This is a genomic window from Heliomarina sp. (genome assembly GCF_052826185.1).
Genome location: NZ_JBRBUI010000048.1, coordinates 79509 through 102970 on the forward strand (window position 1 = coordinate 79509; position 23462 = coordinate 102970).

A 23462-nucleotide genomic window follows, 5' to 3' on the forward strand; every position below is an offset into this window, starting at 1 on the left:
ACTCTTGAACGCATTAAGTTGCATAACAACCAGATCCTTAAAGGGAGCGTGAAATGTCCAAGGTCATCGACTTTCAAACCGATCCGTCCAAGTACCGCCACTGGCGGGTGGAATATGACGGCGAGGTCGCGAACCTGTTCATGGATGTCGATGAAACCGGTGGGCTTTTTGACGGCTATGAACTCAAGCTGAATTCCTACGACCTTGGTGTCGATATCGAACTGGCGGATGTGGTTCAGCGGATGCGGTTCGAACATCCTGAGGTCAAGGTTGTTGTAATGCAGTCGGGCAAAGAAAAAGTGTTCTGCGCCGGCGCGAACATTCGTATGCTGGGTGGCGCGAGCCATGCGCATAAGGTGAACTTCTGTAAGTTCACGAATGAGACGCGCAACACCTTTGAAGCAGCCGAGGAAGATTCCGGTCAGAAGTACATTGCCGCTGTGAAGGGTGCATGTGCCGGTGGTGGCTATGAGCTTGCGCTGGCCTGCAACTATATCATGCTGACCAATGACTCGACGTCGTCGGTTGCTCTGCCCGAGGTGCCGCTGCTGGCCGTTCTGCCGGGCACCGGTGGCCTGACCCGCGTCACTGACAAGCGTAAGGTCCGCCGTGACCGCGCCGATGTGTTCTGCTCGATCGAGGAAGGTATCCGGGGTGAGCGCGCCAAGGAATGGCGCTTGGTTGATGAGGTCGTCGCGAATTCGAAGTTCGACGACACGGTGAAGGAGCGTGCAGCCGAGTTTGCGTCGGCTTCGAAGAAGCCTTCGGGCCTGAAGGGGATCGAGCTGAAGCCGCTGGATCGCAAGTTTGGCGAGGATGGGTCCGTCACCTATTCGCTGGTCGAAGTCGATCTGGACCGTGATAACGGCAAGGCGACCATTCTGCTGAAAGGCCCCGACGCCGATGCGCCTGCGGATATGGATGCGATGCAGGCACAGGGGTCTGATGCCTATATCCTGCGCCTGGCCCGTGAGTTGGATGACGCAATTCTGCACCTGCGTTTGAATGAGCGTGAGCTTGGCCTGGTCGTATTCACCACGCAGGGCGACCCGGAGCTTCTCGCAGCTCATGAAAAGCTGCTGCACGACAATGCCGATCACTGGTTGGCCAACGAGACGCTGAAATACTGGAAGCGTGTGCTTAAGCGTGTGGATATGACCTCGCGCAGCCTCGTGGCGCTGGTGGAACATGGTTCCTGCTATACCGGCGTACTGGCCGAGCTGCTTTGGGCCGTTGACCGTTCTTACATGATGCTCGACGAGTTCGAAGGCGACAACCGTCCGACCGCCGCGATCACGCTTTCCGAAAGCAATTTCGGCACTTACCCGATGGGCAACGACTTGACCCGGCTTGAGACCCGTTTCTTGGGTGAGCCTGAACAAGTCGACGCGCTGAAAGCCAAGATCGGTGAGCCGTTGGAGGCGGACGATGCGGATGAGTTGGGTCTGGTGACCTACATCCTCGACGATATCGACTGGGAAGACGAAGTGCGGATCTTTATGGAAGAGCGCGCGAGCTTTAGCCCGGATGCAATGACCGGCATGGAAGCCAACCTGCGCTTTGCGGGGCCGGAAACGATGGAGACCCGGATCTTTGGTCGCCTGACCGCGTGGCAGAACTGGATTTTCCAGCGTCCCAACGCGGTGGGGGCCGAAGGTGCCTTGCAGCGTTATGGCACCGGCCAGCGCGGCGAATACAATATGGAACGTGTATGACGACAGGGGGACGGGCGTGATGCCCGTCCCGCATCTAATTGTTTGGGTGGGTAGGATCCCGCCACGCCTAGGGAGAGACAAATGCTTGATTTGATCAACGTCAGCTATGACACCCAGATCCCCAACAACGTGGGGCTGTCGAACGATAAGAAAGTGCTGAAGGCGCTTGAAAAATGGCACCCCGGCTATATCAACTGGTGGAACGACCTGATCCCGCAGAATTTTCAGGAATCGATGGTTTACCTGCGGACCGCCGTTTCGGTTGACCCCAAGGGCTGGGCCAAGTTCGACTATGTGAAGATGCCCGAATATCGCTGGGGCGTTCTACTGGCACCGCAGGTCGAGGATCGTAAGATCCCGATGGGCGAACACCTTGGCGAACCTGCATGGCAGGAAGTGCCGGGCGAATATCGCAACATGCTTAAGCGCCTGATCGTGATTCAGGGCGACACCGAGCCGGGATCGGTCGAACAGCAGCGGTTCCTTGGCCTGACGGCGCCGTCGCTTTACGACATGCGCAACTTGTTTCAGGTCAATGTGGAAGAGGGCCGTCACCTCTGGGCGATGGTGTATCTGCTGCAGAAATATTTTGGCCGCGACGGTCGCGAAGAAGCCGATGACCTGCTGGTCCGGTCCTCGGGTTCCGAGGAGGCGCCGCGTATGCTGGGAGCCTTCAACGAAGAAACGCCGGACTGGCTGTCCTTCTTCATGTTCACCTACTTTACCGACCGTGACGGCAAAATGCAGCTGGAGTCGCTGGCGCAGTCCGGTTTCGATCCGCTGTCGCGTACCTGCCGCTTTATGCTGACGGAAGAAGCGCACCATATGTTCGTGGGCGAAACCGGCGTGGGCCGCACCATCCAGGCCACCGTCGAGGCGATGAACAAGGCCGGGATCACCGACCCCTATGACATCAACAAGATCCGTGATCTGGGTGTCATCGATCTGCCGACGATCCAGAAAAAGCTGAACCTGCATTATACGCTCAGCCTTGACCTCTTTGGTCAGGAAGTGTCGACCAACGCAGCGAATGCTTTCAACTCGGGCATCAAGGGTCGCTATATGGAGAGCCGGATCGACGACGATCACCAGCTCAAGGACGCGACCTACAAGGTGAGCACCATCAGGGATGGCAAGATCATCACTGAAGATGCACCTGCGCTGACGGCGATCAACATGCGCCTGCGCGACGACTACGTCCGCGACGCGGCTGGCGGTGTGAACCGCTGGAACAAGATCATCGAAAAGGCCGGTGTCGATTTCCAGCTCAAGCTGCCGCATGAAGGTTTCCACCGTCAGATCGGTGTCTTCAGCGCAGTGGCCGTGGACCCGGATGGCAACATCATCTCCTCCGACGAGTGGAACAAGCGCAAGGACGAATGGCTGCCGACCAAGGCAGATGGCGATTTCATCCAGTCGCTGATGAAGCCGGTGCATGAGCCGGGTAAATTCGCAAGCTGGATCGCGCCGCCGAAAGTTGGCATCGACAACAAGCCGGGCGATTTTGAATACGTCAAACTTCACATGGCCTGAGCCTTACGGCTCGGCCTTCACCCCGCGCCTGATGACAACGGGAGAGGGGCCGCGATGGCCCTTCTGCAAGCAGAGACCAGGGGAAGTGCCTGAAATTTCCTCCGGTCATGAGCCAGCCGTAGCGTGAGTCGCCCGTCCAGATGGATCGGAGCCGGCATTCTTCGCTAAACTGCCTGCAACACCCTTGTGCATATCGGAGTTACAGCCATGATCATTTCGCGTTCCAAGCCCGGTTCTTCCCGCATCGCCACGGTGGTACAGGCTTTTCCCGACGTTCAGGGAAACTGCGTTGGCTGCGAAAACTGTTCTGGCCGTTGCGCGGAATTGATTGATGTCCTGACCGTTCCGGATATCGTTCTTTCCAAGAAACGCGAGACACAATGAACAAGCCACTCAAGCAGCATCTGATCGACCCGGAAATCTGCATCCGTTGCTATACATGCGAGATGACCTGCCCGGTGCAGGCGATTGAACATGACGATAACAACGTGGTCGTCGACGCGTCGAAGTGCAATTTCTGCATGGATTGCATCCCCGTCTGTCCGACGGGTTCCATTGATGAATGGCGCGTGGTGAACGAGCCCTATTCGCTGGAAGAACAGTACGAATGGATGGAGCTTCCGGAACAGGAAGAGATCGAAGTCGGTCCCGAGGGCGACGCGGATACCGAAGCGCTTGATGGCGCTATGGCTGCACTGCTTGCCGAGGCGCACAAGGGCGCGGGCGGTAAGGCGAAAGCCCCGGCAACGGCATCGAAGCCGACCGTCAACATGTACAACCTTGGCAAGCCTGCCGAGGCCAAGGTTCAGGGTAACTATCGCCTGACCGATGCCAGTAGCGACAGCGATGTGCGCCATATCATCCTCGATTTTGGGGGGCAGCCGTTTCCGGTGCTTGAAGGGCAGTCCATCGGGATCATCCCGCCCGGGACCGATGACGAGGGCAAGCCGCACCTGCCGCGCCTTTATTCGGTGTCCTCGCCTCGCGACGGGGAGCGGCCCGGCTACAACAACGTTTCATTGACGGTGAAGCGCGAAGATCTGGGTCTGTGTTCGAATTATGTCTGCGATCTCGGCAAGGGCGATACGGTCAAAGTCACTGGTCCTTTTGGTGCGACCTTCCTGCTGCCGTCGGACCCAGAGGCGCATCTGATGATGATCTGCACCGGCACCGGTTCGGCGCCTTTCCGCGGGTTTACCATGCGCCGCCAGCGGGAGACGCCTTCGGTCAAGGACTCCCTGACACTGATCTTCGGGGCGCGCCGTCAGGGCGAATTGCCCTATTTCGGGCCGCTCAAGAAAGTGCCGGACACATTCATGAAAAAGGTCTTTGCCTTTTCGCGTGAGGCCGAGGGTGGCAAGCATTACGTGCAGGACAAGCTGCGCGAGGAATCGGAACAGGTCGCCAAGCTGCTCAGCGATCCCAAGGGCCACATTTATATCTGCGGGCTAAAGGCGATGGAGCAAGGCGTGGAAGAAGCGCTCTCCGACATCGCGCGCAAGCAGGGTCTGGTCTGGACAGAAGTCCGCGATGCGATGCGCGAAGATGGCCGCTATCACGTCGAGACCTACTGATGAAGGATGCCGAGCAGAAGAGCTTTGTGCATGAAATCCGCGTCGGCTGGGGCGATTGCGACCCGGCCAAGATCGCCTATACCGGTCGCCTTCCGGTATTCGCACTCGAAGCGATCGACGCATGGTGGGAAGACACGCTGGGCGGCGACGGGTGGTATCAGCTCGAGATGGACCGTGGTTTCGGTACACCATTTGTACACCTCGAATGCGACTTTCGTTCTCCTGTAACGCCGCGCCATCGATTGCTTTGCGAGGTTTTCCCGACAAAGCTTGGGACCAAGTCCATATCTTTCAAGGTGATAGGCCGTCAGAACGGCGTTCTGTGCTTTGAGGGCAGCTTTACTTGTGTCTTCACAAAAGCGGCGACAGTCAGCACCATTCCGGCACCCGATGATATCCGGGCTATCGTTGAGCCATTGATCCGAGGCTAAAGTATTTCGGTATTGTCCGACGCTTAGAGTCGGGTAATTCCGAAACAGATTGCCAGAAATCTGCGCACGTCGTAGGTGTTGCAATATAGTACACACAGCGGCGAGACATGAGCGAAATCACCAACTTTCGGGGCGAAACCAAGCCCGGCGGGACGCAAACTCCGGTCGATGACGCGGTTGCGTCGCTCATTCGCCGTGTCGGTGAACGCGTGCGCAAGGCGCGCGAACGCAAGGGTATTCCGCGCCGCGTGTTGTCTGAGATTTCCGGCGTGTCTCCGCGTTATCTTGCCCAGCTTGAAGCGGGTGAAGGTAATATCTCGATCGGGTTGCTGCTGCGCGTTGCCATCGCGCTTGACCATCGCATCGAATGGCTGATCAGCGAGGAGGACCCGTGGACGTCCGAAGTGACTCGGGTTGCCGACCTTTATCGTCTCGCCAGTAAATCAATCCAGCAGGATGTGCTGGACGTGCTCAACGCGGAAAATCAAGATACCCGTCGCGCCAGTCGGCTTTGCCTGATCGGTCTGCGCGGGGCGGGGAAATCGACTCTTGGCGCGATGGTTGGCAAGGCGATGGGCGTACCTTTCGTCGAGTTGAACCGTGAGATCGAAGAGCACAGCGGGATGCCCGTGGAAGAGGTTCTCGCGCTTTATGGTCAGGAAGGCTATCGCAGCCTCGAAGCGCAGGCTATCGACCGGGTTATCGCGACCTATGACACCGTTGTGCTGGCGGTGGCGGGCGGTATCGTCGTTGAGCCCGAAACTTACAATACGCTGCTCAGCCGGTTCCACACCGTGTGGCTGCGTACTTCGCCGGACGAACACATGATGCGGGTCCGCGCGCAAGGGGACGAACGCCCGATGGCTGGAAACCCCGAAGCGATGGAACAGCTGAAATCAATCCTGACCAGCCGCGAGCCGCTTTACGCCCGCGCAGAGGCGCAGCTTAACACGTCGGGAGTCGCTGTTGAGACAGCATTATCCCAATTGGTCGAACTTATCCGGGCGCGCGGGTTCCTTGGCTGAAGCAATGCGCCGCATGGTGATTATCGGCAGCGGCGCCGAAGCCATCGCCCTTGCCTCCCTCGGCGCCAAGGGTGGTTACGATGTCGTCGTCTTTGAAGAGGATGCTGCGAGCGCGGAGAGGTTTGCGGTATTTCTCAGACACGTTCGCGGCGAGGCTGTTCAGGTTACAGCAGAGATCGGAGCCCTGAAATCGGCGGAAATCGTTGTTGAAGCTACGGATCTGCCGCGGGCCGCTCGGATAAATTTTCATCGTAACCTCGAGGCGCAGGTTCCGGGCAATGCCTTGATCTGTTGTGTAGATCGCGAGGTCACTATGGAGTCGCCTTTGGGCAACTGCGTCGGCCTTCATCTGGCGGCACCGGCTCATCTGCGCCGCCTTGCCGAGATCACGCCGGACCGGCAGGGCAACTGCGAGGAAGCTGTCGTTCTGGCCAAAGAACTCGGACGAAAAGCTATCATATGCCCTCGTGACAGCATCCTTCTCAGCGCATCGCTGGAGCAGGCGTGGTGGGCGTCGCTGGAATATCTGCAGATGCGTGGAGCCGTCCCGCATGAAATCGATGAGGCACTTGTCGCCGAGGGGTTCGCTATGGGACCCCATGAGGCGCAGGATCTTGTCGGGACGGAGGTTGCCTATGCGGACCGGCGTCGTCGGGGCGATGATTCACAACTGATCGCCGACCGGATGGTCGAAGAGGGCCGGCTGGGCAAGAAGGTTGGCGTCGGCTGGTACCGTTATCCCGGTGGTGGCGGTGCGGTGATCGATCCGCTTGTCGAAGATCTGATCCGGGAAGAGGCGCATTTCGCGCGTGTGGAACAGCGTAGTTTCAGTGAAGCAGAAATAGTGGGATTCCTTCAGCAAGCGCTATTTGAGGCGGGACGGAAAACAGGTGCATCTTCGGAACTGATCGAAACCGTCGGGATTCACGGTCTCGGCCTGCCGCCCGGCTGGATAAATTGGTCAAATCAGAGCGGGTCGCGCAACCAGCCCGGCAAAAATTCGATCTGAGACACGCCTGCCAGCCTTGTGATACGGTTCAGTTCCGCTTCGAGCTTTGCAAGCCTGCCGCCTGACCATTTTACACCGCGTTCCGGCCAGAGAGCAGTGATTTTCAGAACGTCCTGATCCCGGTGCGCTTTCATGTCGATCCGACCGACGATGCGATCGCCTTCAAGAAGTGGAAAGACATAGTAGCCGTACTTGCGCTGCGCTTCGGGCACGAAGATTTCGATACGGTAGTCGAAGCCGAACAGGCGCTCGGCTCTGTTCCTGTCGCGCAAGGCGGGGTCGAACGGGCTTAGAACACGCAACCGACCGGTCGGGGGTTCGATGGGTGCATACGCAATGTTCGGGCGGGCAAAAACCGCCCTCTGAGCGCCGCCATTGCAAGTGATACGAACTGGTATTAGCGCCCCGGTCTGAACCTGACCTTCGACCCAGGCCTTGGCCTCCTGTGGGGTTACCGTCGCCCAGAACGCTGCGATTTCGCCCGAGGTCGCAAAGCCGAGCCTGTCGAGCGCGGCGTTGCATAACCAGTCGATGCTTTCAACGGGATCGGGAGAGCCTTTGGCAACGCAGAGGTTCTCTTCGATCACCCGCTCCGTCAAGTCGTATTGCTTGCGGAAACCATCGCGACGTGTAACGGTCAGCGCACCGCTGCGCCAAAGATACTCAAGCGCGGTCTTGGACGGGTGCCATTCCCACCAGCCCCCGCTCGATTTCTTTTCATCCTTGCCCACATCAGAAGTTCCGACCGGGCCGTGGTCGCGGATATGGCGCAGTACCGGTTCGAATTGCTGGTCGAAGTCGTGCCCTTGCCAGCGTTTCCACCTGGCGCGCAAGGCCTCGGCATCGCGTCTAAAGCGAAGGTGCCAATGACGGTAGAATGGCATCGGTATGACTGCGGCATCATGGGTCCAATGTTCGAACAATGCCCTGTCGACATCATGCAAGCGTTTGAGGTGCCTAGGCCGATAAGCTGGGCGTCGAGCGAACAGGATCAGGTCATGCGCCCGCGCTACGGTGTTGATGCTGTCAAGCTGTACGAAGCCAAGCCGCTGGATCAGCGCGTCCAAATCCGCGCCTTTGCCCGGGCCGCTCGGCGCATCCGACAGGTCGTGGCGTTGCAGGAAGATCCGCCGCGCTGTCCGGTTGTCCAGTTCGAGCGGGGTTACCACCGTTTCAGCGTATCGCCGTAGGTGATTTTTGGCGTGAGCGTAACGATGTTCTCTACCGGTTGCGGCGGATCGCTCATCCGGGCCGAAATAATCTCGGCTGCCTTGCGCCCGATCTCCAACCGGCAGGCATCCATCGTTGCAAGTTTACGCGGCAGACCCTGTAGCAGCTCAACCCCGTTGAAGCCGGCAAGCCCGATTTGACCGGGCACATCGACGCCCTGCTCCAACAAGTAGAGAAGCCCGCCCGCGCCTATCATGTCGTTGGAATAATACAGAAAATCAAGGTCAGGCGAGCGTTCCAGCATCGCCTGTGTCATCTCGCGGCCTTTGGCGAGCGCCGAACCGCCCTGATAAAACGCGCGGTCTTCGATCTCGACGCCGTTCTTGGCGAGCACCTCGGTAAAGCCCTCGAAGCGTTTGCGAGCGCGATGATCCAGCGGCATTTTTGTGCCCATAAAGCCAATGCGGGAAAACCCGGCTTTGAGAATGGCCTGCGCCATTTCGCGTCCTGCGCGCCGGTGCGAGATGCCAACCATCGCATCGACAGGCTTGCCGTCCGTGTCCATGATCTCGACCACGGGGATGCCGGCGGCCTCGAGCATCGTCTGCGAGGCCTCGGAATGTTCCAGCCCTGCGATGATCACACCGGAGGGCCGCCACGACAGCATTTCGTAAAGAACGCGTTCTTCCTTTTCGGGCAGGTAGTCGGTAACGCCCACAACCGGTTGCAGAACCGTATCCTCGAGCACCTGGTTTATGCCGGTCAGCACCTCGGGAAATACCATGTTGGACAGCGAGGGAATGATGACCGCAACAAGGTTCACCCGGTTCGACGCCAGCGCCCCGGCGATCTTGTTAGGCACGTAGCCTAGCTGCTTGGCTGCGGCGAGAACCTTTTCCCGGGTTGCCTGGCTTACGTCACCACGGTTCCGCAATACGCGGCTGACCGTCATTTCGGATACACCCGAGGCTTCGGAGACATCGCGAAGGGTCAGCGGTCGTTTGGCTTCCAGGGACAATGGCGTGACCTTCCAGAAATGCGGCCCCGTAAGGCCATACAGTGAATAATACTCAGACGTTAACTTAAACCGAAACGATTATTCAACAACCTGTTGATACTGGGCGCAAAGGTCATGACAAAGGAGACCTGTCGAGATAAGAGAGACGCGTGGCCCCGTGGCTCAACTGGATAGAGCAGCCCCCTCCTAAGGGGCAGGTTGCAGGTTCGAATCCTGCCGGGGTCACCACTTATCGATAGCAGCGTTTCACGCAAACTTGTGCAGGTGCTTGCGGTGCAGGTGATATTGATGTCGCGAGTGACCGGTTCGTGGGGATTTGCGCGTGGAACCGGAGCGGGATTCATGGTGGGCGATACAAGGTTCGAACTTGTGACCCCTTCGATGTCAACGAAGTGCTCTACCACTGAGCTAATCGCCCATGAATCCCGGTTTAAGCCTTTGCTCCACATAAGTGGAGCGCGGTAATGCCCGCGCCGGTAGCGGGTCTATAAAAGGAGTCGTAGGGGTGATCAAGGGCTTTTGATACGGAATGTTTCCGGGCTATGATCCGGAGCGTCGATAGGGAGAAGAGATGCCCCAGCCTGCATTTCACTTGGTAGAACCGCTGCGGAAACTTTCCAGCGTCGTTTTCGCGTCGCCACATTCATGCAGCGACTATCCCGAAGAATTCCTGAAGCAGAGCCAATTGGACGAACACACGATTCGTTCTTCGGAAGATGCCTTCGTGGATCGGTTGTTCTCATGCGCCCCTGAATTCGGTTCGCCCTTGCTGCTTGCCGGTGTCCCGCGGGCCTATCTCGACATGAATCGAAGCGCCGATGAACTTGATCCGGCCTTGATCGAAGGTGTCAGGCGTCAGGGGCATAATCCGAGAATCGCCAGTGGGTTGGGCGTGATCCCTCGCGTCGTGGCAAATGGCAGGGCCATTTACCGGGGCAAGATTCCCCGCGCAGAAGCAGCGACACGGATCCAAGATTATTGGAAACCGTATCATGCGGTTCTTCAGGATGTTCTGAACCAAGCGCATGCAAAGTTCGGCGAAGCAATCCTGATTGACTGCCATTCTATGCCGCATGAAGCGATGGAGGGCAGTTCCCGGAATCGGGGGGGGATGCCGGAAGTCGTTCTCGGCGATCGTTTCGGTGCTGCCGCCGGCAGGGACGTGGTCGACCGGATAGAGGCGTGTTTTTCCGTCGCCGGTCTTAAAGTGACGCGAAATGCGCCCTTCGCCGGTGCCTATGTGACACAGGCCTATGGTCGACCGTCCCGTCGCCAACATGCCATACAGATTGAAATTGACCGTTCGCTCTATATGAATGAACGGACTATTGAGCCGGCACCGAATTTCGAAGAGGTTGTCGGTCTGTTACGTGGCGTCGTCGGGCAGATCGTTGAAATCGGTCGCGAATGCGTTCCACTGGCGGCAGAATAGTCGGCGAGCCTCCTATTGCTAAGCAATTCGCGCCGCCTGTGGCGGCACGTTGCCTCCGGCGGGGATATTCGGGTACCCAAAGAAGCAAAGGCGTCTTCAACTTCTTTGGGTTTTAAATATCCCGGGGTTTGGGGCAGAGCCCCAATTGTAACGGTCGGCCAGCTTTTGCGCCTCACCGAAGCGCGCGGCCTTTCAGAATGGCATCAGGTCCAAATCTTGCGCGTATTGCATCTGTCGCATGCTCCGAGTTGATGCGCTGGGCATGGTTGGGGGCGAGCAGATCTGACTGTGACTCTGCGCCCGAGTCTTCGCACAACTCGGAAAGGCCACAGCCGATCAATCGGAATGGCCCCAACACAGAGGCATGATCGAGGAGGGCCCGAGCTTCGCTATAGATTGTGTCGGCCATGTGCGTCGGACTGCGCAGCTTATGCCTGCGTGTGATTGAGCTGTGGTCGATACGTTTCAGCTTCAAGGTAACCACGCGCCCTGAGAGATTCCGCGCCTTTGCCCGGTCTGCCACCTGCACAGAGAGGCGCCACAGGTGCCCATCCAGCACCTCCGGATCAGCCGTGTCCTCATTGAAAGTCGTTTCTTTCGAGATGGATTTTACCGGCTCGTTGGCGGAGACCCGTCGATGATCTTCGCCCCGCGCGAGATGCCACAACCTTTCGCCTGTGCTGCCGAAACGCGTGACCAACTCCTCACGATCCCAGCGCAGCAGATCCGAGAAACTTCGGATCCCGACCTTTTCGAGAGATTGCTGCGCCGATGGACCGATACCCCAGATGAGCCGCACGGGTTTGTCTCTCAGAAAATCCGCCGTCTCTTTCTGGCCGATGAGAGAGAAGCCGCGGGGCTTGTCTAGGTCAGAGGCGACTTTCGCAAGAAACTTGTTGTGGGAGAGACCAATCGAACCGGTTACACCCAGCTCTTCCTTCATTCGTTTGACGAGCCGGGCCAGCATGATCGCCGGGGGCGCTCCGTGCAGACGTTGGGTGCCCGTGAGGTCGAGAAAGGCTTCGTCGAGTGACAATGGCTGTACCGCCGGTGTCAGGCTTTCCATCATTTTCCGGATTTCTCGGGAAACTTCGACATAGAGCGACATACGCGGTTTCACGATTACCGCGTCCGGGCAGAGTTTCAGCGCCTGAAACATCGGCATGGCCGATCTGACGCCTCGTATACGAGCGATGTAGCAGGCGGTCGAAACGACTCCCCGTCGACCGCCACCGATGATCACGGGCTTGTCGGCGAGTTCCGGATTTTCACGCTTTTCGACGCTCGCGTAGAATGCATCACAGTCCATATGGGCGATCTTCAGATCGAACAGTTCTTCATGCGTGGTAATGCGCATGCTGCCGCAGTACGGGCAGCGCGCTGCTTTTGTCTGGGAGGGCAATTCCAGTGCCCGGGCGCATTCGCGGCAAAGAGAAGCCATGGGATCGTTTCGTTTCGCAGAGACTGGTCTACATGATATGTCTTCTTCAACACCATCGCCAGTGCGTGAAGGTGCCGATCTTTCAGCCGGGAGTATGGGCATGGAGTTTTCAGGTGCGAAAGTCGCTGTCTTTCTCGGCTCGCAATTGCTTGTCATCCGCAGGGACATGAGGCCTGAGATTCCTTTTCCGGGGTATTGGGATTTGCCGGGTGGCGGCCGGGAAAACGGGGAAACGCCGGAGGAATGCGCCCTGCGTGAGACTTACGAGGAAGTCGGTCTTGAATTGAAAGCAGAACAACTTGTCTGGTCGGCGATTTCGCAACGTCCGGAGGGGCAGAGCTGGTTCTTTGTGGCGCATCTGCCGGTCGTCCGAACGCGGGACATCTGTTTTGGAAATGAAGGTCAGGGATGGGCCGTCATGCGCCCCGAAGATTATTGCCGCGATGCAATGGCGATTCCGCATTTTGCCAAGCATCTGTCAACTTATCTGGGATTGGATGGGGTCGGTGCGGGCTGATGGTTAAGTTCGCCGGCCCCTAACGAAAGACCCCCCGCGCTTTCGCGGGGGGAGGTGACGAACCACAGGAAGATAAGGTTCGTCGGGGGAGTGTCTCGCTGTCATTTTCGATCATAGGTGCATTTCCCGAAAGTAGGGATTGCCTTACCCAGGGTAAGTGAATCGAGATTGTGCCCTAGCGGGAACAAAACGGCGGAAATTCGCGGTCCAAATGCAAAAGGCTGCTTAATTGCTGACCGTTTTCATCTCGTCGAGAATGGCTTCGACAGCAGCGCGGGGCGCGGGCGCACCGTAGACCGGTCGACCGACCACCACGTGATCTGCACCGTTCGCGATGGCTTCTCCGGGGGTGGCGGTGCGTTTCTGGTCACCTTTTGCGCTGCCAGCGGGGCGAACGCCGGGTGTGACGATGAGCCGGTCATGCGCTTCGGGAAGGGCGCGGATCGCGGCGGCTTCCTGCGGGGAGGCGATGACACCGTCCGCCCCGGCGTCAAAAGCGTTTCCGGCTCGATTCAGGACCAGATCTGCGACGTCACCTTCTTTCATGAGCCCCGCGTCCAGATCGGCACGGTCGAGCGACGTCAGGATGGTCACGCCTAGGATCTTGAGCTTGCTTCCTGAGGCGCCTTGCTTCGCTGCGCGTATCACATGTGGGTCACCGTGGACCGTCAGGAAGTCGAGATCAAAGCGCGAAAGGCCGCGTACGGCATTCTCGATGGTATTGGAGATATCGAACAGCTTCATATCCAGGAAAATGCGTTTGCCGTGTTCCTGGATCAACTCGTTGGCGAGAGCGAGACCGCCGGTGGTCAGCATACCAAGGCCGATCTTGTAAAAGCCGACGCTGTCGCCAAGCTGTTCGGTCAGGGCCAGCCCTTGAACGGCGTCTGGTACATCGAGCGCGACTATCAGCCGTTCATCGGTCATGCGGGATCTCCATCCGGGCTTTGGCGTTGATGACGGCCACATAATAGAGTTCTGGAACCGATGCCAGTCCTTCGACGTTCGCCCCTTGTCTGGTCGAAACATTTGGGACGGAGCATTTTTATGTCAGAAGCGGAAGATACCGGAAAATCATCGGGAGACAGCTCGGCGTCGAAATCGCAGAACGCGGCTGGAACGTCCGGGAATGTGGGGGCCAAAACGGCCCATTCGGTTGGTCGAACGAAATCGAAATCGATTGGCGTGTTTCCGATGATTATCGGCCTTGGCGTCGCGGTAGCTGTCGTCATCGGCCTCGTGATGAATTTCTCGGGCAGCTCGACCGAAACTGCGCAGGCGGCTGATCCAGAGGAGACCAGCGCCGCAGAACCCGTGTCTGAGGATGCAGCTTCTGTGAATGATCCTGAGGCTACGCAGGAGGCTGCGGCGGAAACGGAAGCGACCGAGGGTGAGGCCGAAACAGCTTCTTCAGAAGCATCCGATGAACCTGCGGAAACTTCCGGAGAACAAGCACCGTCTGACGCAGAGGGTGCAGCCGATCTAGAAACGGAACAGGCCGACGCGAGCTCTCCCGACGATTCCGAAGCTGGCGATGCAAGCGCTGCATTAGCGGCAGAGGAGTCTGCGGGCGATGAGGACACACGCTCCACCACAGACGAGCCGGCTCCAGTTGCGGCGGAAGAAACCGACTCGGAGACTGCCTCTGCTGAAAGTGATTCCGACGAGACCACCGAGAATGCGACTGTAAATGGTGACAGTGAAGCGGCGGCTTCGGGAGATACCACCGAGCAGGAAGCTGCTTCGTCGTCTGATGATACTGCCGCAGCTGAGGAAGCGGAGACAGCATCCGCATCGGCAGCAAGCCCAGATAATGAAGGCGACACGGAACCGGCCGCACCCGATGCGTCCGACGCCAATTCGGCAGATGAGACGGGTGAAGCGACCGAAACGGCTGCAAATGATGACACCGGTTCCGAAGAGGAATCGGCTGATGCAAGCGAGTCTACTGTGTCTGCGGAAATGATCGGTAGCGATAGTACTGATAACGACGAAGCGGCTAACGGGACGATGGCGGCAACCAGCAATTCTGACGACGCCATGACCAGCGAGCCGGGCGAAGCTACCGAAACCGCTGCTAGCGAAGAGAACAGCACCGAAGTCCAATCCGTCGAAGTCAGCGAGGGCACATCTTCCGAAGAAACGGCCAGTACAGACGGTACGGATAACGATGAAGCGGCCAATGTGACCACAGCTGCCGGGGAAGCGACTTCGGCATCAGATCAGAGTACTACTCAGGAAACCTCCGGGTCCGAAGAAGAAATGGCGATGGAGGAACAGGCCGCGAGCGGTGATGCGGAGCAATCTCAACCCAATACGGAGTCTCAGGATCAATCGTCGTCCATGACGACCGCCCAGATGGAAGCGCTGGAACAGGCAGCGACCTCGGCGCTCGAAGCGTCAAAGGCGGCGGCCAGCGCGGCGCAAGAGGCGGCGAATGCGGCTGCAGCGGCAGTTGAAGCTTTGCAAAAGGCGAATGAAGCGATGCAATCCGGCGAATAACGAGACTGCCAGAATGGATGTCAGGAAAAGGCGGAACGGTTTTAACCCGGTCCGCTTTTTTTCTTTCGAAATTGCCCAAGCCCCTCCGAATCCTCGCGAAAAGTTGCCTAGGATATCTTGAACGGGCGAATGAATTGCCCATCTTTCTATCGAGGCCCATAAAAAGGCGTGCCGCATAGCGGGCGCCGACAAGGCGGGCGCTTTATAAAGGAGAGAACGATGGACTTGAACAAGTTCACGGAGCGGGCACGTGGTTTCGTGCAGGCCGCTCAAACAATCGCGATGCGCGAAGGTCACCAGGGTCTGGTGCCAGAACATCTTCTGAAAGCTTTGATGGATGATGATCAGGGGCTGGCGAGCAACCTGATTTCCCGCGCGGGCGGACAGCCTGCTCGCGTTGTCGAAGCGCTTGATCTTTCGATGGCAAAGCTGCCCAAGGTTAGCGGCGACGCCGGACAGGTCTATCTGGACAGTGCGACCGGCCGGGTTCTGGCCGAGGCTGAAAAGCTTGCGTCAAAGGCCGGGGACAGCTTCGTAACTGTCGAACGCGTGCTCATGGCGCTGTGCATGGTCAAATCGAAAGCCAAGGATGCGCTGGACGCAGGCAAGGTTTCCGCACAGGCGCTGAACGAAGCGATCAACGATATTCGCAAGGGGCGTACGGCGGATTCGGCAACAGCCGAAGAAGGCTATGATGCTCTGAAAAAATATGCCCGCGATCTGACTGAAGCCGCCGAGCAGGGCAAGATTGACCCGATCATCGGACGGGACGAGGAAATTCGTCGTGCGATGCAGGTTCTGAGCCGCCGGACCAAGAATAACCCGGTGCTGATCGGTGAACCCGGTGTGGGTAAGACGGCAATTGCCGAAGGGCTTGCGCTTCGCATCATCAATGGCGATGTGCCTGAGTCCCTGCGTAACAAAAAGCTGCTCGCTCTGGACATGGGTGCGCTGATTGCCGGTGCGAAGTATCGCGGTGAATTTGAGGAACGCCTCAAGTCCATTCTTACCGAGGTTACCGATGCCGCTGGCGAAATCATCCTATTCATTGACGAAATGCATACGCTGGTTGGCGCGGGCAAGGCTGACGGCGCCATGGACGCTGCAAACCTGATCAAACCTGCGCTGGCGCGGGGTGAGCTGCATTGCATCGGTGCGACGACTCTCGACGAATATCGCAAGTACGTGGAAAAGGACGCGGCTCTGGCGCGGCGTTTCCAGCCGGTGATGGTCAGCGAGCCCACGGTTGAGGATACGATCTCGATCCTGCGGGGTATCAAGGAAAAGTACGAGCTGCACCACGGGGTCCGCATTGCGGACGCGGCGCTGGTGGCGGCGGCAACCCTGTCGAACCGCTACATTACTGACCGCTTCCTGCCCGACAAGGCTATTGACCTTGTCGACGAGGCCGCAAGCCGGTTGCGGATGGAGGTCGACTCTAAGCCTGAGGAACTTGACCAGCTTGATCGCCAAATCCTGCAGTTGCAGATCGAGGAAGAGGCTCTGAAACTGGAAGAGGATGCGGCGTCCCGGGATCGTCTCGAAACCCTGCAAAAGGACTTGTCTGAATTGCAGGAGAAGAGTGCCGAGCTGACCGCCGCATGGCAGGCCGAACGCGACAAGCTGGCCGGTGCGCGTGATCTTAAGGAGCAGCTCGACAAGTCACGGGCCGAGTTGGAGATCGCCAAGCGTGAAGGCAATCTGGCCAAGGCCGGTGAGCTTTCATATGGCGTGATCCCGCAACTCGAAAAGCAGCTGGCCGACGCGGAGCAGCGCGAAGACAGCGGGCTGATGGTCGAAGAGGCCGTGCGCCCCGAACAGATCGCGAGCGTGGTCGAGCGCTGGACCGGGATACCGATGTCCAAGATGCTCGAAGGCGAGCGTGAGAAGTTGTTGCGCATGGAAGACGACTTGCACCGTCGTGTCGTCGGGCAAAACGCGGCCGTTCGTGCGGTGGCTAACGCGGTACGTCGTGCCCGTGCCGGGCTGAACGACGAAAACCGTCCGCTGGGTTCGTTCCTGTTCCTCGGGCCGACCGGTGTCGGTAAGACCGAGTTGACGAAGGCCGTTGCCGAATTCCTGTTCGACGACGATCAGGCGATGGTGCGTATCGACATGAGTGAATTCATGGAGAAGCATTCCGTCGCTCGCCTGATTGGTGCGCCTCCGGGTTACGTCGGATATGATGAGGGCGGTGTTCTGACCGAAGCCGTACGCCGGCGTCCCTATCAGGTCGTGCTGTTCGACGAGGTCGAAAAGGCGCATCCGGACGTGTTCAACGTCCTGCTGCAGGTTCTGGACGACGGGATGCTGACCGACGGTCAGGGTCACCACGTCGACTTCAAGCAGACGCTGATCGTGCTGACTTCGAACCTTGGCGCGCAGGCATTGAGCCAGCTTCCCGACGGCGCGGATGCCTCCCAGGCGCGGCGCGATGTGATGGATGCCGTACGGGCCCACTTCCGGCCGGAATTCCTGAACCGTCTGGACGAGACGATCATCTTTGATCGTCTGGCGCGCAAGGATATGGATGCGATTGTCGATATCCAGCTGCGGCGCCTCAGTAAGCGTCTGGCAAGCCGCAAGATCACGCTCGAACTCGACGATGCGGCGAAGACATGGCTTGCGGATGAAGGCTATGACCCGGTGTTTGGGGCGCGCCCGCTCAAGCGGGTGATCCAGAATGCGTTGCAGAACCCGCTGGCGGAAATGCTATTGGCCGGGGATGTGCTTGACGGATCGGTCGTGCCGGTCAGCGCAGGCGCGGATGGCTTGCTTATTGGCGACAGGGTCGGTGCGTCGAACCGACCCAAACCGGATGACGCGGTCGTCCACTGACGGAAAGGGGGCTTCGGCCCCCTTTTTTCTTGGTCATTTAAAAATCAAGTATTTAGAGTGCTACGGTATTCATAGATCCTATTTTGGAAGCCGGCGGGGAGAAAGTTTGCCAATTTTGCGTGACGGCCGGATGACAGGCTGGATATCCTAGGCGCACCCAGCGTGATACAGGATTTCAGCGAAACGCTAGATACGCGGTTTGGATCGATTATTTCAGCGACCGAGACGGCGATCACTGTTCAACCTGACACTGGCGAGATGACCCTGTCCGGCGTGGATTTCGTTTTCGAAGAAACGGACAACAGCGGTGGCACCATCCATGAGATCGACGTTGAGCGACACAACCAATACAGCGAAGTCTTTCAATACAGCGAAGTCTTTTCGATGGAAGAACTCGATCTGGACTGGGCTGACTTGGTTGCGGTCGTGGATGGTCCGGAAAACCTGTTGGATTACTTCAGCTCGATGCACTGGGAAGTTCACGCGGGCAACAAAAAGGACATCGGGGGCGGCTTTTTCTCCCATGCGGACGACTATTTCCACCTGGGTTCGAAGGTCTTTCTCGGCGCCGGCCGGGACGAGTTCTTTGACGGCGTTGCGCGTGATGTCTTGTATGGCGGGAATGGGTTGATCTGCTCTTTGGTCAGAAGGGCAACGACAAGTTTGTCGGTCAGAAAGGAAACGACACATTAAAAGGGGGTGCGCACAGAGATTTACTCAAGGGTGGTGCAAGTGACGATGGGCTTGAGGGCGGCGGCGGAAACGACTGGCTAGTCGGCGGCGAAGGCGCAGATCGATTCATCTTTGGTCCGAAACACGGTTCGGACAAGATCCGCGATTTCGAACTCGAGGTCGATCTGGTCTATCTGAGCCGGAAAAAGGTGGCGTTCACGCTCGATTTCACCGAGGATGGTGCTGTCATGTCCTATGGCGCGACGACCGTTCTGTTTTCGGGGATAGCTGCGGCTGACCTTACCGAGGATCACATCCTCTACTGAACAGGTCCGGCTTCGCAAGATTAGGGTGACCCACGCCAATTTTCTTGGCGTGGATCCGTATCTTAACTCTACGATGCTTTTTTGGAGCGCCGACGTGCAATGTAGATGCCGCCAAGCGCAGTTAAAAGCATTCCGCCTGCCGCCGGAAGCGGTACCGCTGCCGGAGCTTCGGTCAACAGGACGACAGTGACGAGATTACCCGCTCTTCCTGCTTCACCATCGACAAAGAGTTCAAGCGTATCGAGTGCGCTCATGGACAGGTTGAGGCTTGCCGCACCTGTGCCGTTCGTCGGGGTGATAGGAAGTACAACGGAAGGAAGACCATTGAACGAGTAAGAGAGCTCAATGGAGTTGCCGCCGAGCAGAAACGGGTTGACCGTCGCTGTCAGTAGCAGTTCCAGATCGTCCATTGCCGTGATGGTGGCCGACGTACCGGCATAGAGGTCGAATGCTTCGGCATCAGCAAACCCCTTGGCAGTGTCACCGGCAGAGAGCGATACGGGTGTATTGAAGATTCCGCTGGTGGTGACCGCCGCCGACGATATCGTGGCGTAGAGAGAGAAGATCGCCGCTAGGGCGAGTACTATAGGCTTTCGGAACATGACTTTTCTCCTGAACTAGGAAATCCGACTCACTTGTTATTGGACTGTCGGTCCCCAAGCTCAATCTACACAAAGCAAGGATTTAATCAAAGTTAAACCAAGTGATTGTTTACGAAACGCGTCCCATGCGGTCGAAAATGAGGCATTTTTATGACGTGATTGCGCAACCAGATACTGAATTGTTTACCGAAACGCAGTTTTCGCGTTCGCGACACCGGTCTTTTTCAGTTGCCATCGCCGATGGCAGACCGGGCAATCGAATCAAGCAGAGATTGAACTTCCTTCATCGGACCCTCGGGAAAGTTTCGAAAACCTATGATAACGTTTTCCCCTACAGGTTGCGCAACAAAAATATCGTAGGGGCAGAAGCCGATGTTGAGCGGGTCCGCCTCCATCATCTTGCGGGAAAGCACGGCAGAGCAGAAACTGTAGACCTCGGCGTGTTCAAAGATGATCTTGTCGGAACCGACATCTTCGCGTGTCCGAGCCAGCATTTCGCCAACATGATTTTGACCGTCGATAACCAGCCCGCGATCAAGAATGGCGCTTTCCAATCCGAACACGACATCGTCGAAACTTTGGTCGGTTTCATACGAAACAATGTCCTGAGCGGTTGTTGAGATCGGGATCGTTGCGATCAGGGCAGCAAGCAAAAGGCGTAGCATGTTGGAAACCCCACAGTTCAATCTGTCGCCTCATTAACAGACAAGTGCGGAAAATGGCAGAGTATACAAAAGCCAAAAGGTTACAAACCGGTCTCTCCATCGTGAGATGAATTGGTTTGGTCTGCGAAAGGCTCTGTCCTACATATATTTGAATGCTGCTGAGGAGGGAGCTATATGGCTTTTCGCTGGAAGAACGACCTGACTGCAAAAGATGTCACGCCAAAGAACCTGTATGTGAACCGTCGCCAGATCATGGCCGGATTGTCCGGGCTTGGTCTTGCGTCGATCGGGGGCCGGGCGGCGGCCGAGGGGCTTGAGCCGAACAGCTACGAAGAGATCACCAGCTATAACAATTTCTACGAATTCGGCACTGGCAAGGGCGATCCGGCAGAAAACGCGCATATGCTGACGACGTCGCCTTGGAGCGTTGAAATCGACGGGCTTGTCGATAAGCCCGGGACGTACGATTTCCAAGAAATCATGTCGAACATGACAATCGAAGAGCGGATCTATCGTTTTCGCTGTGTCGAGGCTTGGTCGATGGTCATCCCTTGGCAGGGTTTCGAACTCGCCGACCTCTTGGATATGGTCGGCGTCCAGCCGGGCGCGAAATACCTAGCGTTCCAGACGGCCCTCCGTCCTGAGGAGATGCCGGGCGTAAGGTATGCGGTTTTGGACTGGCCTTATGTTGAAGGTTTGCGGCTTGACGAGGCGCGGCATCCGCTGACGATCATGGCCACTGGAATCTATGACCAGCCGATCCCGAACCAGAACGGCGCGCCCCTGCGTCTGGTCGTGCCATGGAAATATGGTTTCAAGTCGATCAAGTCGATCGTCCGGATCACCGCGACCGATCAGGAACCCCCGACAAGCTGGAACAAGGCGAACGCCGGGGAATACGGGTTCTATAGTAATGTGAACCCGAACGTCGATCACCCGCGCTGGAGCCAGGCGACCGAGCGGCGGATCGGTGGAGGTTTGTTCGCCAGCCGGCAGGACACCTTGATGTTCAATGGCTATGACGAAGTTGCCAGCCTTTACGAAGGTATGGATCTGGCCAAGAATTTCTGATCCGAAGATGAACCACCTCAACACCCTGTTGCGCAAACTGCCCGTCTGGGCCGTTTATCTCGTGCTTGCGCTGCCCCCGTTCTGGTATCTTTATCTTGGCCTGACCGGGGGGCTTGGGGTCGAGCCGATCAAGGCGCTCGAGCATGAACTGGGTGAACTGGCCTTGATCTTTCTGATCATAGGGTTGGCGGTCACGCCACTTCGACGTTTCCTCGGGCTGAACCTGATGAGGTTTCGTCGCGCCATTGGGGTGATGACTTTCTATTATGTTGCCTGCCATCTGCTGGTATGGCTGGTGCTAGATGTGCAGGATCCGGCGCGGATCTGGGCGGACATCGTAAAGCGTCCGTATATTACTGTGGGAATGGCCGCGTTCGTGTTGCTTGTTCCTCTGGTGGCAACGTCAAACAATCTCTCTGTTCGGAAACTGGGTGCCAAATGGCGGAAGTTGCATAAGCTCGTTTATCCTGCGGCCATCCTCGGGGCCGTGCATTTCGTGATGCTCGCCAAGGGATTCCAGATCGAACCCCTGATCTATCTAGCTGTAATCATGGTTCTGCTGGCTCTTCGATTGATGCCGCGCGCGGCGGCACAGTATGTACAGCGAAAGCTTTCCTGAGACTTGAAACAATTGGATCATTCCTGCGGGCATCTTCTTGCATATAGCTGAAGAGATCCATGCGTTCGGGGGCCGATGTCCTGCGACAGAGGAAGACTCGGGCGGTGTAGGGCACATTGAAGTCGGTCAGCGTGGCCGCCGTTGCCATGATCGCCACCTCTTCTGCGCCGGCTTCAACCCTCGACATGACTGATGGAAATGTCGTTCCCGGATCTGTAGCCTATAGCATTGTCATTCCCTTCAACGGTTTTGCCGAACCGTTCAAAGGCGTAGCTTACACTTTCGCTACCTCTCGGCAGTTCCCTCGCATCGGAACTTGAAGCACCGTTATTACTCATCCGGCCAAACCTGTGCTGGCAATCGAAGGGCGCTAGTCACGCCGTCCTGTTCCATGTCAGTCGATCAGGACGTGACGCTGGAAGCCCGTACAGGCTTTGACGCACGTTACTTAGTAAATGCACATTCGATGTCACGGCGTCCGGCGTGAATTCATTCGGCAGTGGCATCTCTACCGTGGAAAGCCTGTCGAACAATACGCCGGTGTCGGAGTCTTTGGTCGGCGGGCCGCTCAACTTGTACGCAGCCGCGAGCTAAACCTTCTTCGCCGCCAATCGCGGCGCTACGGCCTAGAGCTTTATCTTTGGTTTCGAGTTCACGAGGACCTTGGTGAATTGTTGCCTACGCTTTCGGTCCTGTCGTTCATGCTAGGTGTACTCGTACTGTTCGGGCTGGAAGCTGCAGAGCCGCTGCCTGAGGCGGTACCCCTTCCCGTTTACCTGCCGCTCCCATCTCTGGTGCGAGCGGCATTCGTTTTGGGCAGGTGAATCGGATGACTCGCTGGGTGAATCGGGTGACGCTGGGTCAGATTCACGCGGATTCCCGCATCCCTTGGGGATAAGCGGGTGGATAAGTCGAAATCGAACCCGGATTCGGATTTCGAACGAACCCGGCGAGGGACCCCTTACAGCTTTTTCTCAAAAATTTCCGGAGTTAAGCGTTTGATAATATGAAATAATATACTTTCTTGAAAAAAAGATGACGTCTTTCTCAAAAAAGCCCTTGCGGATATCCGGGGTCATCCGTAAATACCCCCTCACCGGCGGCGCTGAGGCGCTAACGGGGCGCCAGACGGGCGGTACGGACGGAAACGAACGGGCCGGCAGCGAGACGCAAAGAAGAACATCTGAGGTATTACAGGCGGGGCGCGCCGATAAGTTTAGGGCGCATCCTGTGAGTTTTGTCTCTACGCTATTTGACATTGATGACAAACTGAAGAGATATGTGGGCGGTTTGGTCTATTTC

At 57.5% G+C, this 23462-nt stretch carries 21 protein-coding genes, 2 tRNA genes and 1 pseudogene; 17 read left to right on the forward strand and 7 right to left on the reverse strand.

Annotated features, from left to right (window positions below):
• Positions 1 to 53 precede the first annotated feature (53 nt).
• The 7 genes from boxC (at position 54) to ACU0FH_RS16300 (ending at position 7287) form a co-directional block, all read left to right on the forward strand.
• The gene (gene boxC / locus ACU0FH_RS16270; protein WP_446195703.1) at positions 54 to 1715 is read left to right on the forward strand and encodes a 2,3-epoxybenzoyl-CoA dihydrolase; all 1662 of its coding nucleotides are present in this window, start codon (positions 54 to 56) and stop codon (positions 1713 to 1715) included.
• Positions 1716 to 1796: 81 nt separating this feature from the next.
• A complete protein-coding gene (gene boxB / locus ACU0FH_RS16275; RefSeq protein WP_446195704.1) occupies positions 1797 to 3248 on the forward strand; it encodes a benzoyl-CoA 2,3-epoxidase subunit BoxB in 1452 nt (483 codons plus the stop codon).
• A 207-nt stretch (positions 3249 to 3455) separates the two neighbouring features.
• Positions 3456 to 3632, forward strand: a complete 177-nt coding sequence (locus ACU0FH_RS16280; RefSeq protein ID WP_446195705.1) for a hypothetical protein — start codon at positions 3456 to 3458, stop codon at positions 3630 to 3632.
• Positions 3629 to 4822 (forward strand): benzoyl-CoA 2,3-epoxidase subunit BoxA, encoded by a 1194-nt coding sequence (gene boxA / locus ACU0FH_RS16285; RefSeq protein ID WP_446195706.1) that lies wholly within the window; start codon positions 3629 to 3631, stop codon positions 4820 to 4822. Before ACU0FH_RS16280 ends, boxA begins: the two co-directional genes overlap by 4 nt.
• Positions 4822 to 5253, forward strand: a complete 432-nt coding sequence (locus ACU0FH_RS16290) for an acyl-CoA thioesterase (protein ID WP_238372937.1) — start codon at positions 4822 to 4824, stop codon at positions 5251 to 5253. Before boxA ends, ACU0FH_RS16290 begins: the two co-directional genes overlap by 1 nt.
• A gap of 107 nt (positions 5254 to 5360) precedes the next feature.
• Positions 5361 to 6278: a helix-turn-helix transcriptional regulator gene (locus ACU0FH_RS16295; protein ID WP_446195707.1), complete on the forward strand. Its 918-nt coding sequence runs from the start codon at positions 5361 to 5363 to the stop codon at positions 6276 to 6278.
• Positions 6271 to 7287 (forward strand): 3-hydroxyacyl-CoA dehydrogenase family protein, encoded by a 1017-nt coding sequence (locus tag ACU0FH_RS16300; RefSeq protein ID WP_446195709.1) that lies wholly within the window; start codon positions 6271 to 6273, stop codon positions 7285 to 7287. Before ACU0FH_RS16295 ends, ACU0FH_RS16300 begins: the two co-directional genes overlap by 8 nt.
• Here ACU0FH_RS16300 and ACU0FH_RS16305 read toward each other — a convergent pair.
• Positions 7245 to 8456: a winged helix-turn-helix domain-containing protein gene (locus ACU0FH_RS16305; RefSeq protein WP_446195710.1), complete on the reverse strand. Its 1212-nt coding sequence runs from the start codon at positions 8454 to 8456 to the stop codon at positions 7245 to 7247. The two genes, ACU0FH_RS16300 and ACU0FH_RS16305, sit on opposite strands and share 43 nt — an antisense overlap.
• The gene (locus ACU0FH_RS16310; protein ID WP_088631930.1) at positions 8450 to 9475 is read right to left on the reverse strand and encodes a LacI family DNA-binding transcriptional regulator; all 1026 of its coding nucleotides are present in this window, start codon (positions 9473 to 9475) and stop codon (positions 8450 to 8452) included. Before ACU0FH_RS16310 ends, ACU0FH_RS16305 begins: the two co-directional genes overlap by 7 nt.
• 151 nt (positions 9476 to 9626) lie before the next feature.
• On the opposite strand from ACU0FH_RS16310, the gene ACU0FH_RS16315 reads away from it, so the two are divergent.
• A tRNA-Arg gene (locus ACU0FH_RS16315) sits at positions 9627 to 9703 on the forward strand.
• Positions 9704 to 9818: 115 nt separating this feature from the next.
• Here the strand turns inward: ACU0FH_RS16315 and ACU0FH_RS16320 are convergent.
• Positions 9819 to 9893: transfer RNA gene (locus ACU0FH_RS16320), tRNA-Val, on the reverse strand.
• 153 nt (positions 9894 to 10046) lie between these two features.
• Here ACU0FH_RS16320 and ACU0FH_RS16325 point away from each other — a divergent pair.
• Positions 10047 to 10907 (forward strand): N-formylglutamate amidohydrolase, encoded by an 861-nt coding sequence (locus ACU0FH_RS16325; protein WP_446195712.1) that lies wholly within the window; start codon positions 10047 to 10049, stop codon positions 10905 to 10907.
• Between the two features lie 172 nt (positions 10908 to 11079).
• Here the strand turns inward: ACU0FH_RS16325 and ACU0FH_RS16330 are convergent, their stop codons facing one another.
• On the reverse strand, positions 11080 to 12348 hold the full coding sequence (locus tag ACU0FH_RS16330) for a DNA polymerase IV (protein ID WP_446195713.1): 1269 nt from the start codon (positions 12346 to 12348) through the stop codon (positions 11080 to 11082).
• Between the two features lie 100 nt (positions 12349 to 12448).
• On the opposite strand from ACU0FH_RS16330, the gene ACU0FH_RS16335 reads away from it, so the two are divergent.
• A complete protein-coding gene (locus ACU0FH_RS16335; protein WP_446195715.1) occupies positions 12449 to 12865 on the forward strand; it encodes an NUDIX hydrolase in 417 nt (138 codons plus the stop codon).
• Positions 12866 to 13090: 225 nt separating this feature from the next.
• Here the strand turns inward: ACU0FH_RS16335 and pyrF are convergent, their stop codons facing one another.
• Positions 13091 to 13792, reverse strand: coding sequence for an orotidine-5'-phosphate decarboxylase (gene pyrF / locus ACU0FH_RS16340; RefSeq protein WP_238372943.1), 702 nt, complete (start codon positions 13790 to 13792; stop codon positions 13091 to 13093).
• Between the two features lie 267 nt (positions 13793 to 14059).
• Here pyrF and ACU0FH_RS16345 point away from each other — a divergent pair, with 267 nt between their 5' ends.
• From ACU0FH_RS16345 to ACU0FH_RS16360, 4 genes and pseudogenes are all read left to right on the forward strand, one after another.
• Entirely contained in the window at positions 14060 to 15367 is a 1308-nt protein-coding gene (locus ACU0FH_RS16345) for a hypothetical protein (RefSeq protein WP_446195716.1), read from the forward strand.
• Positions 15368 to 15586: 219 nt separating this feature from the next.
• Positions 15587 to 18205, forward strand: a complete 2619-nt coding sequence (gene clpB, locus ACU0FH_RS16350; protein ID WP_446195718.1) for an ATP-dependent chaperone ClpB — start codon at positions 15587 to 15589, stop codon at positions 18203 to 18205.
• A 162-nt stretch (positions 18206 to 18367) separates the two neighbouring features.
• The gene (locus ACU0FH_RS16355) at positions 18368 to 18898 is read left to right on the forward strand and encodes a hypothetical protein (protein WP_446195719.1); all 531 of its coding nucleotides are present in this window, start codon (positions 18368 to 18370) and stop codon (positions 18896 to 18898) included.
• Positions 18838 to 18990 (forward strand): annotated as a pseudogene (locus ACU0FH_RS16360) (hypothetical protein); the annotation flags it as partial. The gene ACU0FH_RS16355 and the pseudogene ACU0FH_RS16360, both read left to right, overlap by 61 nt.
• A 281-nt stretch (positions 18991 to 19271) precedes the next feature.
• On the opposite strand, the gene ACU0FH_RS16365 reads toward ACU0FH_RS16360, so the two are convergent.
• Positions 19272 to 19805, reverse strand: coding sequence for a VPLPA-CTERM sorting domain-containing protein (locus ACU0FH_RS16365; RefSeq protein WP_446195720.1), 534 nt, complete (start codon positions 19803 to 19805; stop codon positions 19272 to 19274).
• 224 nt (positions 19806 to 20029) lie between these two features.
• A complete protein-coding gene (locus ACU0FH_RS16370) occupies positions 20030 to 20470 on the reverse strand; it encodes a DUF302 domain-containing protein (RefSeq protein ID WP_446195721.1) in 441 nt (146 codons plus the stop codon).
• Positions 20471 to 20644: 174 nt separating this feature from the next.
• Between ACU0FH_RS16370 and msrP the strand changes: the two genes are divergently transcribed.
• From msrP to ACU0FH_RS16385, 3 genes are all read left to right on the forward strand, one after another.
• A complete protein-coding gene (msrP, locus tag ACU0FH_RS16375) occupies positions 20645 to 21541 on the forward strand; it encodes a protein-methionine-sulfoxide reductase catalytic subunit MsrP (protein ID WP_446195722.1) in 897 nt (298 codons plus the stop codon).
• Between the two features lie 7 nt (positions 21542 to 21548).
• On the forward strand, positions 21549 to 22160 hold the full coding sequence (gene msrQ, locus ACU0FH_RS16380; protein ID WP_446195723.1) for a protein-methionine-sulfoxide reductase heme-binding subunit MsrQ: 612 nt from the start codon (positions 21549 to 21551) through the stop codon (positions 22158 to 22160).
• A 1035-nt stretch (positions 22161 to 23195) separates the two neighbouring features.
• The coding region (locus tag ACU0FH_RS16385) for a hypothetical protein (protein ID WP_446195724.1) at positions 23196 to 23462 on the forward strand (267 nt) is incomplete at its 3' end.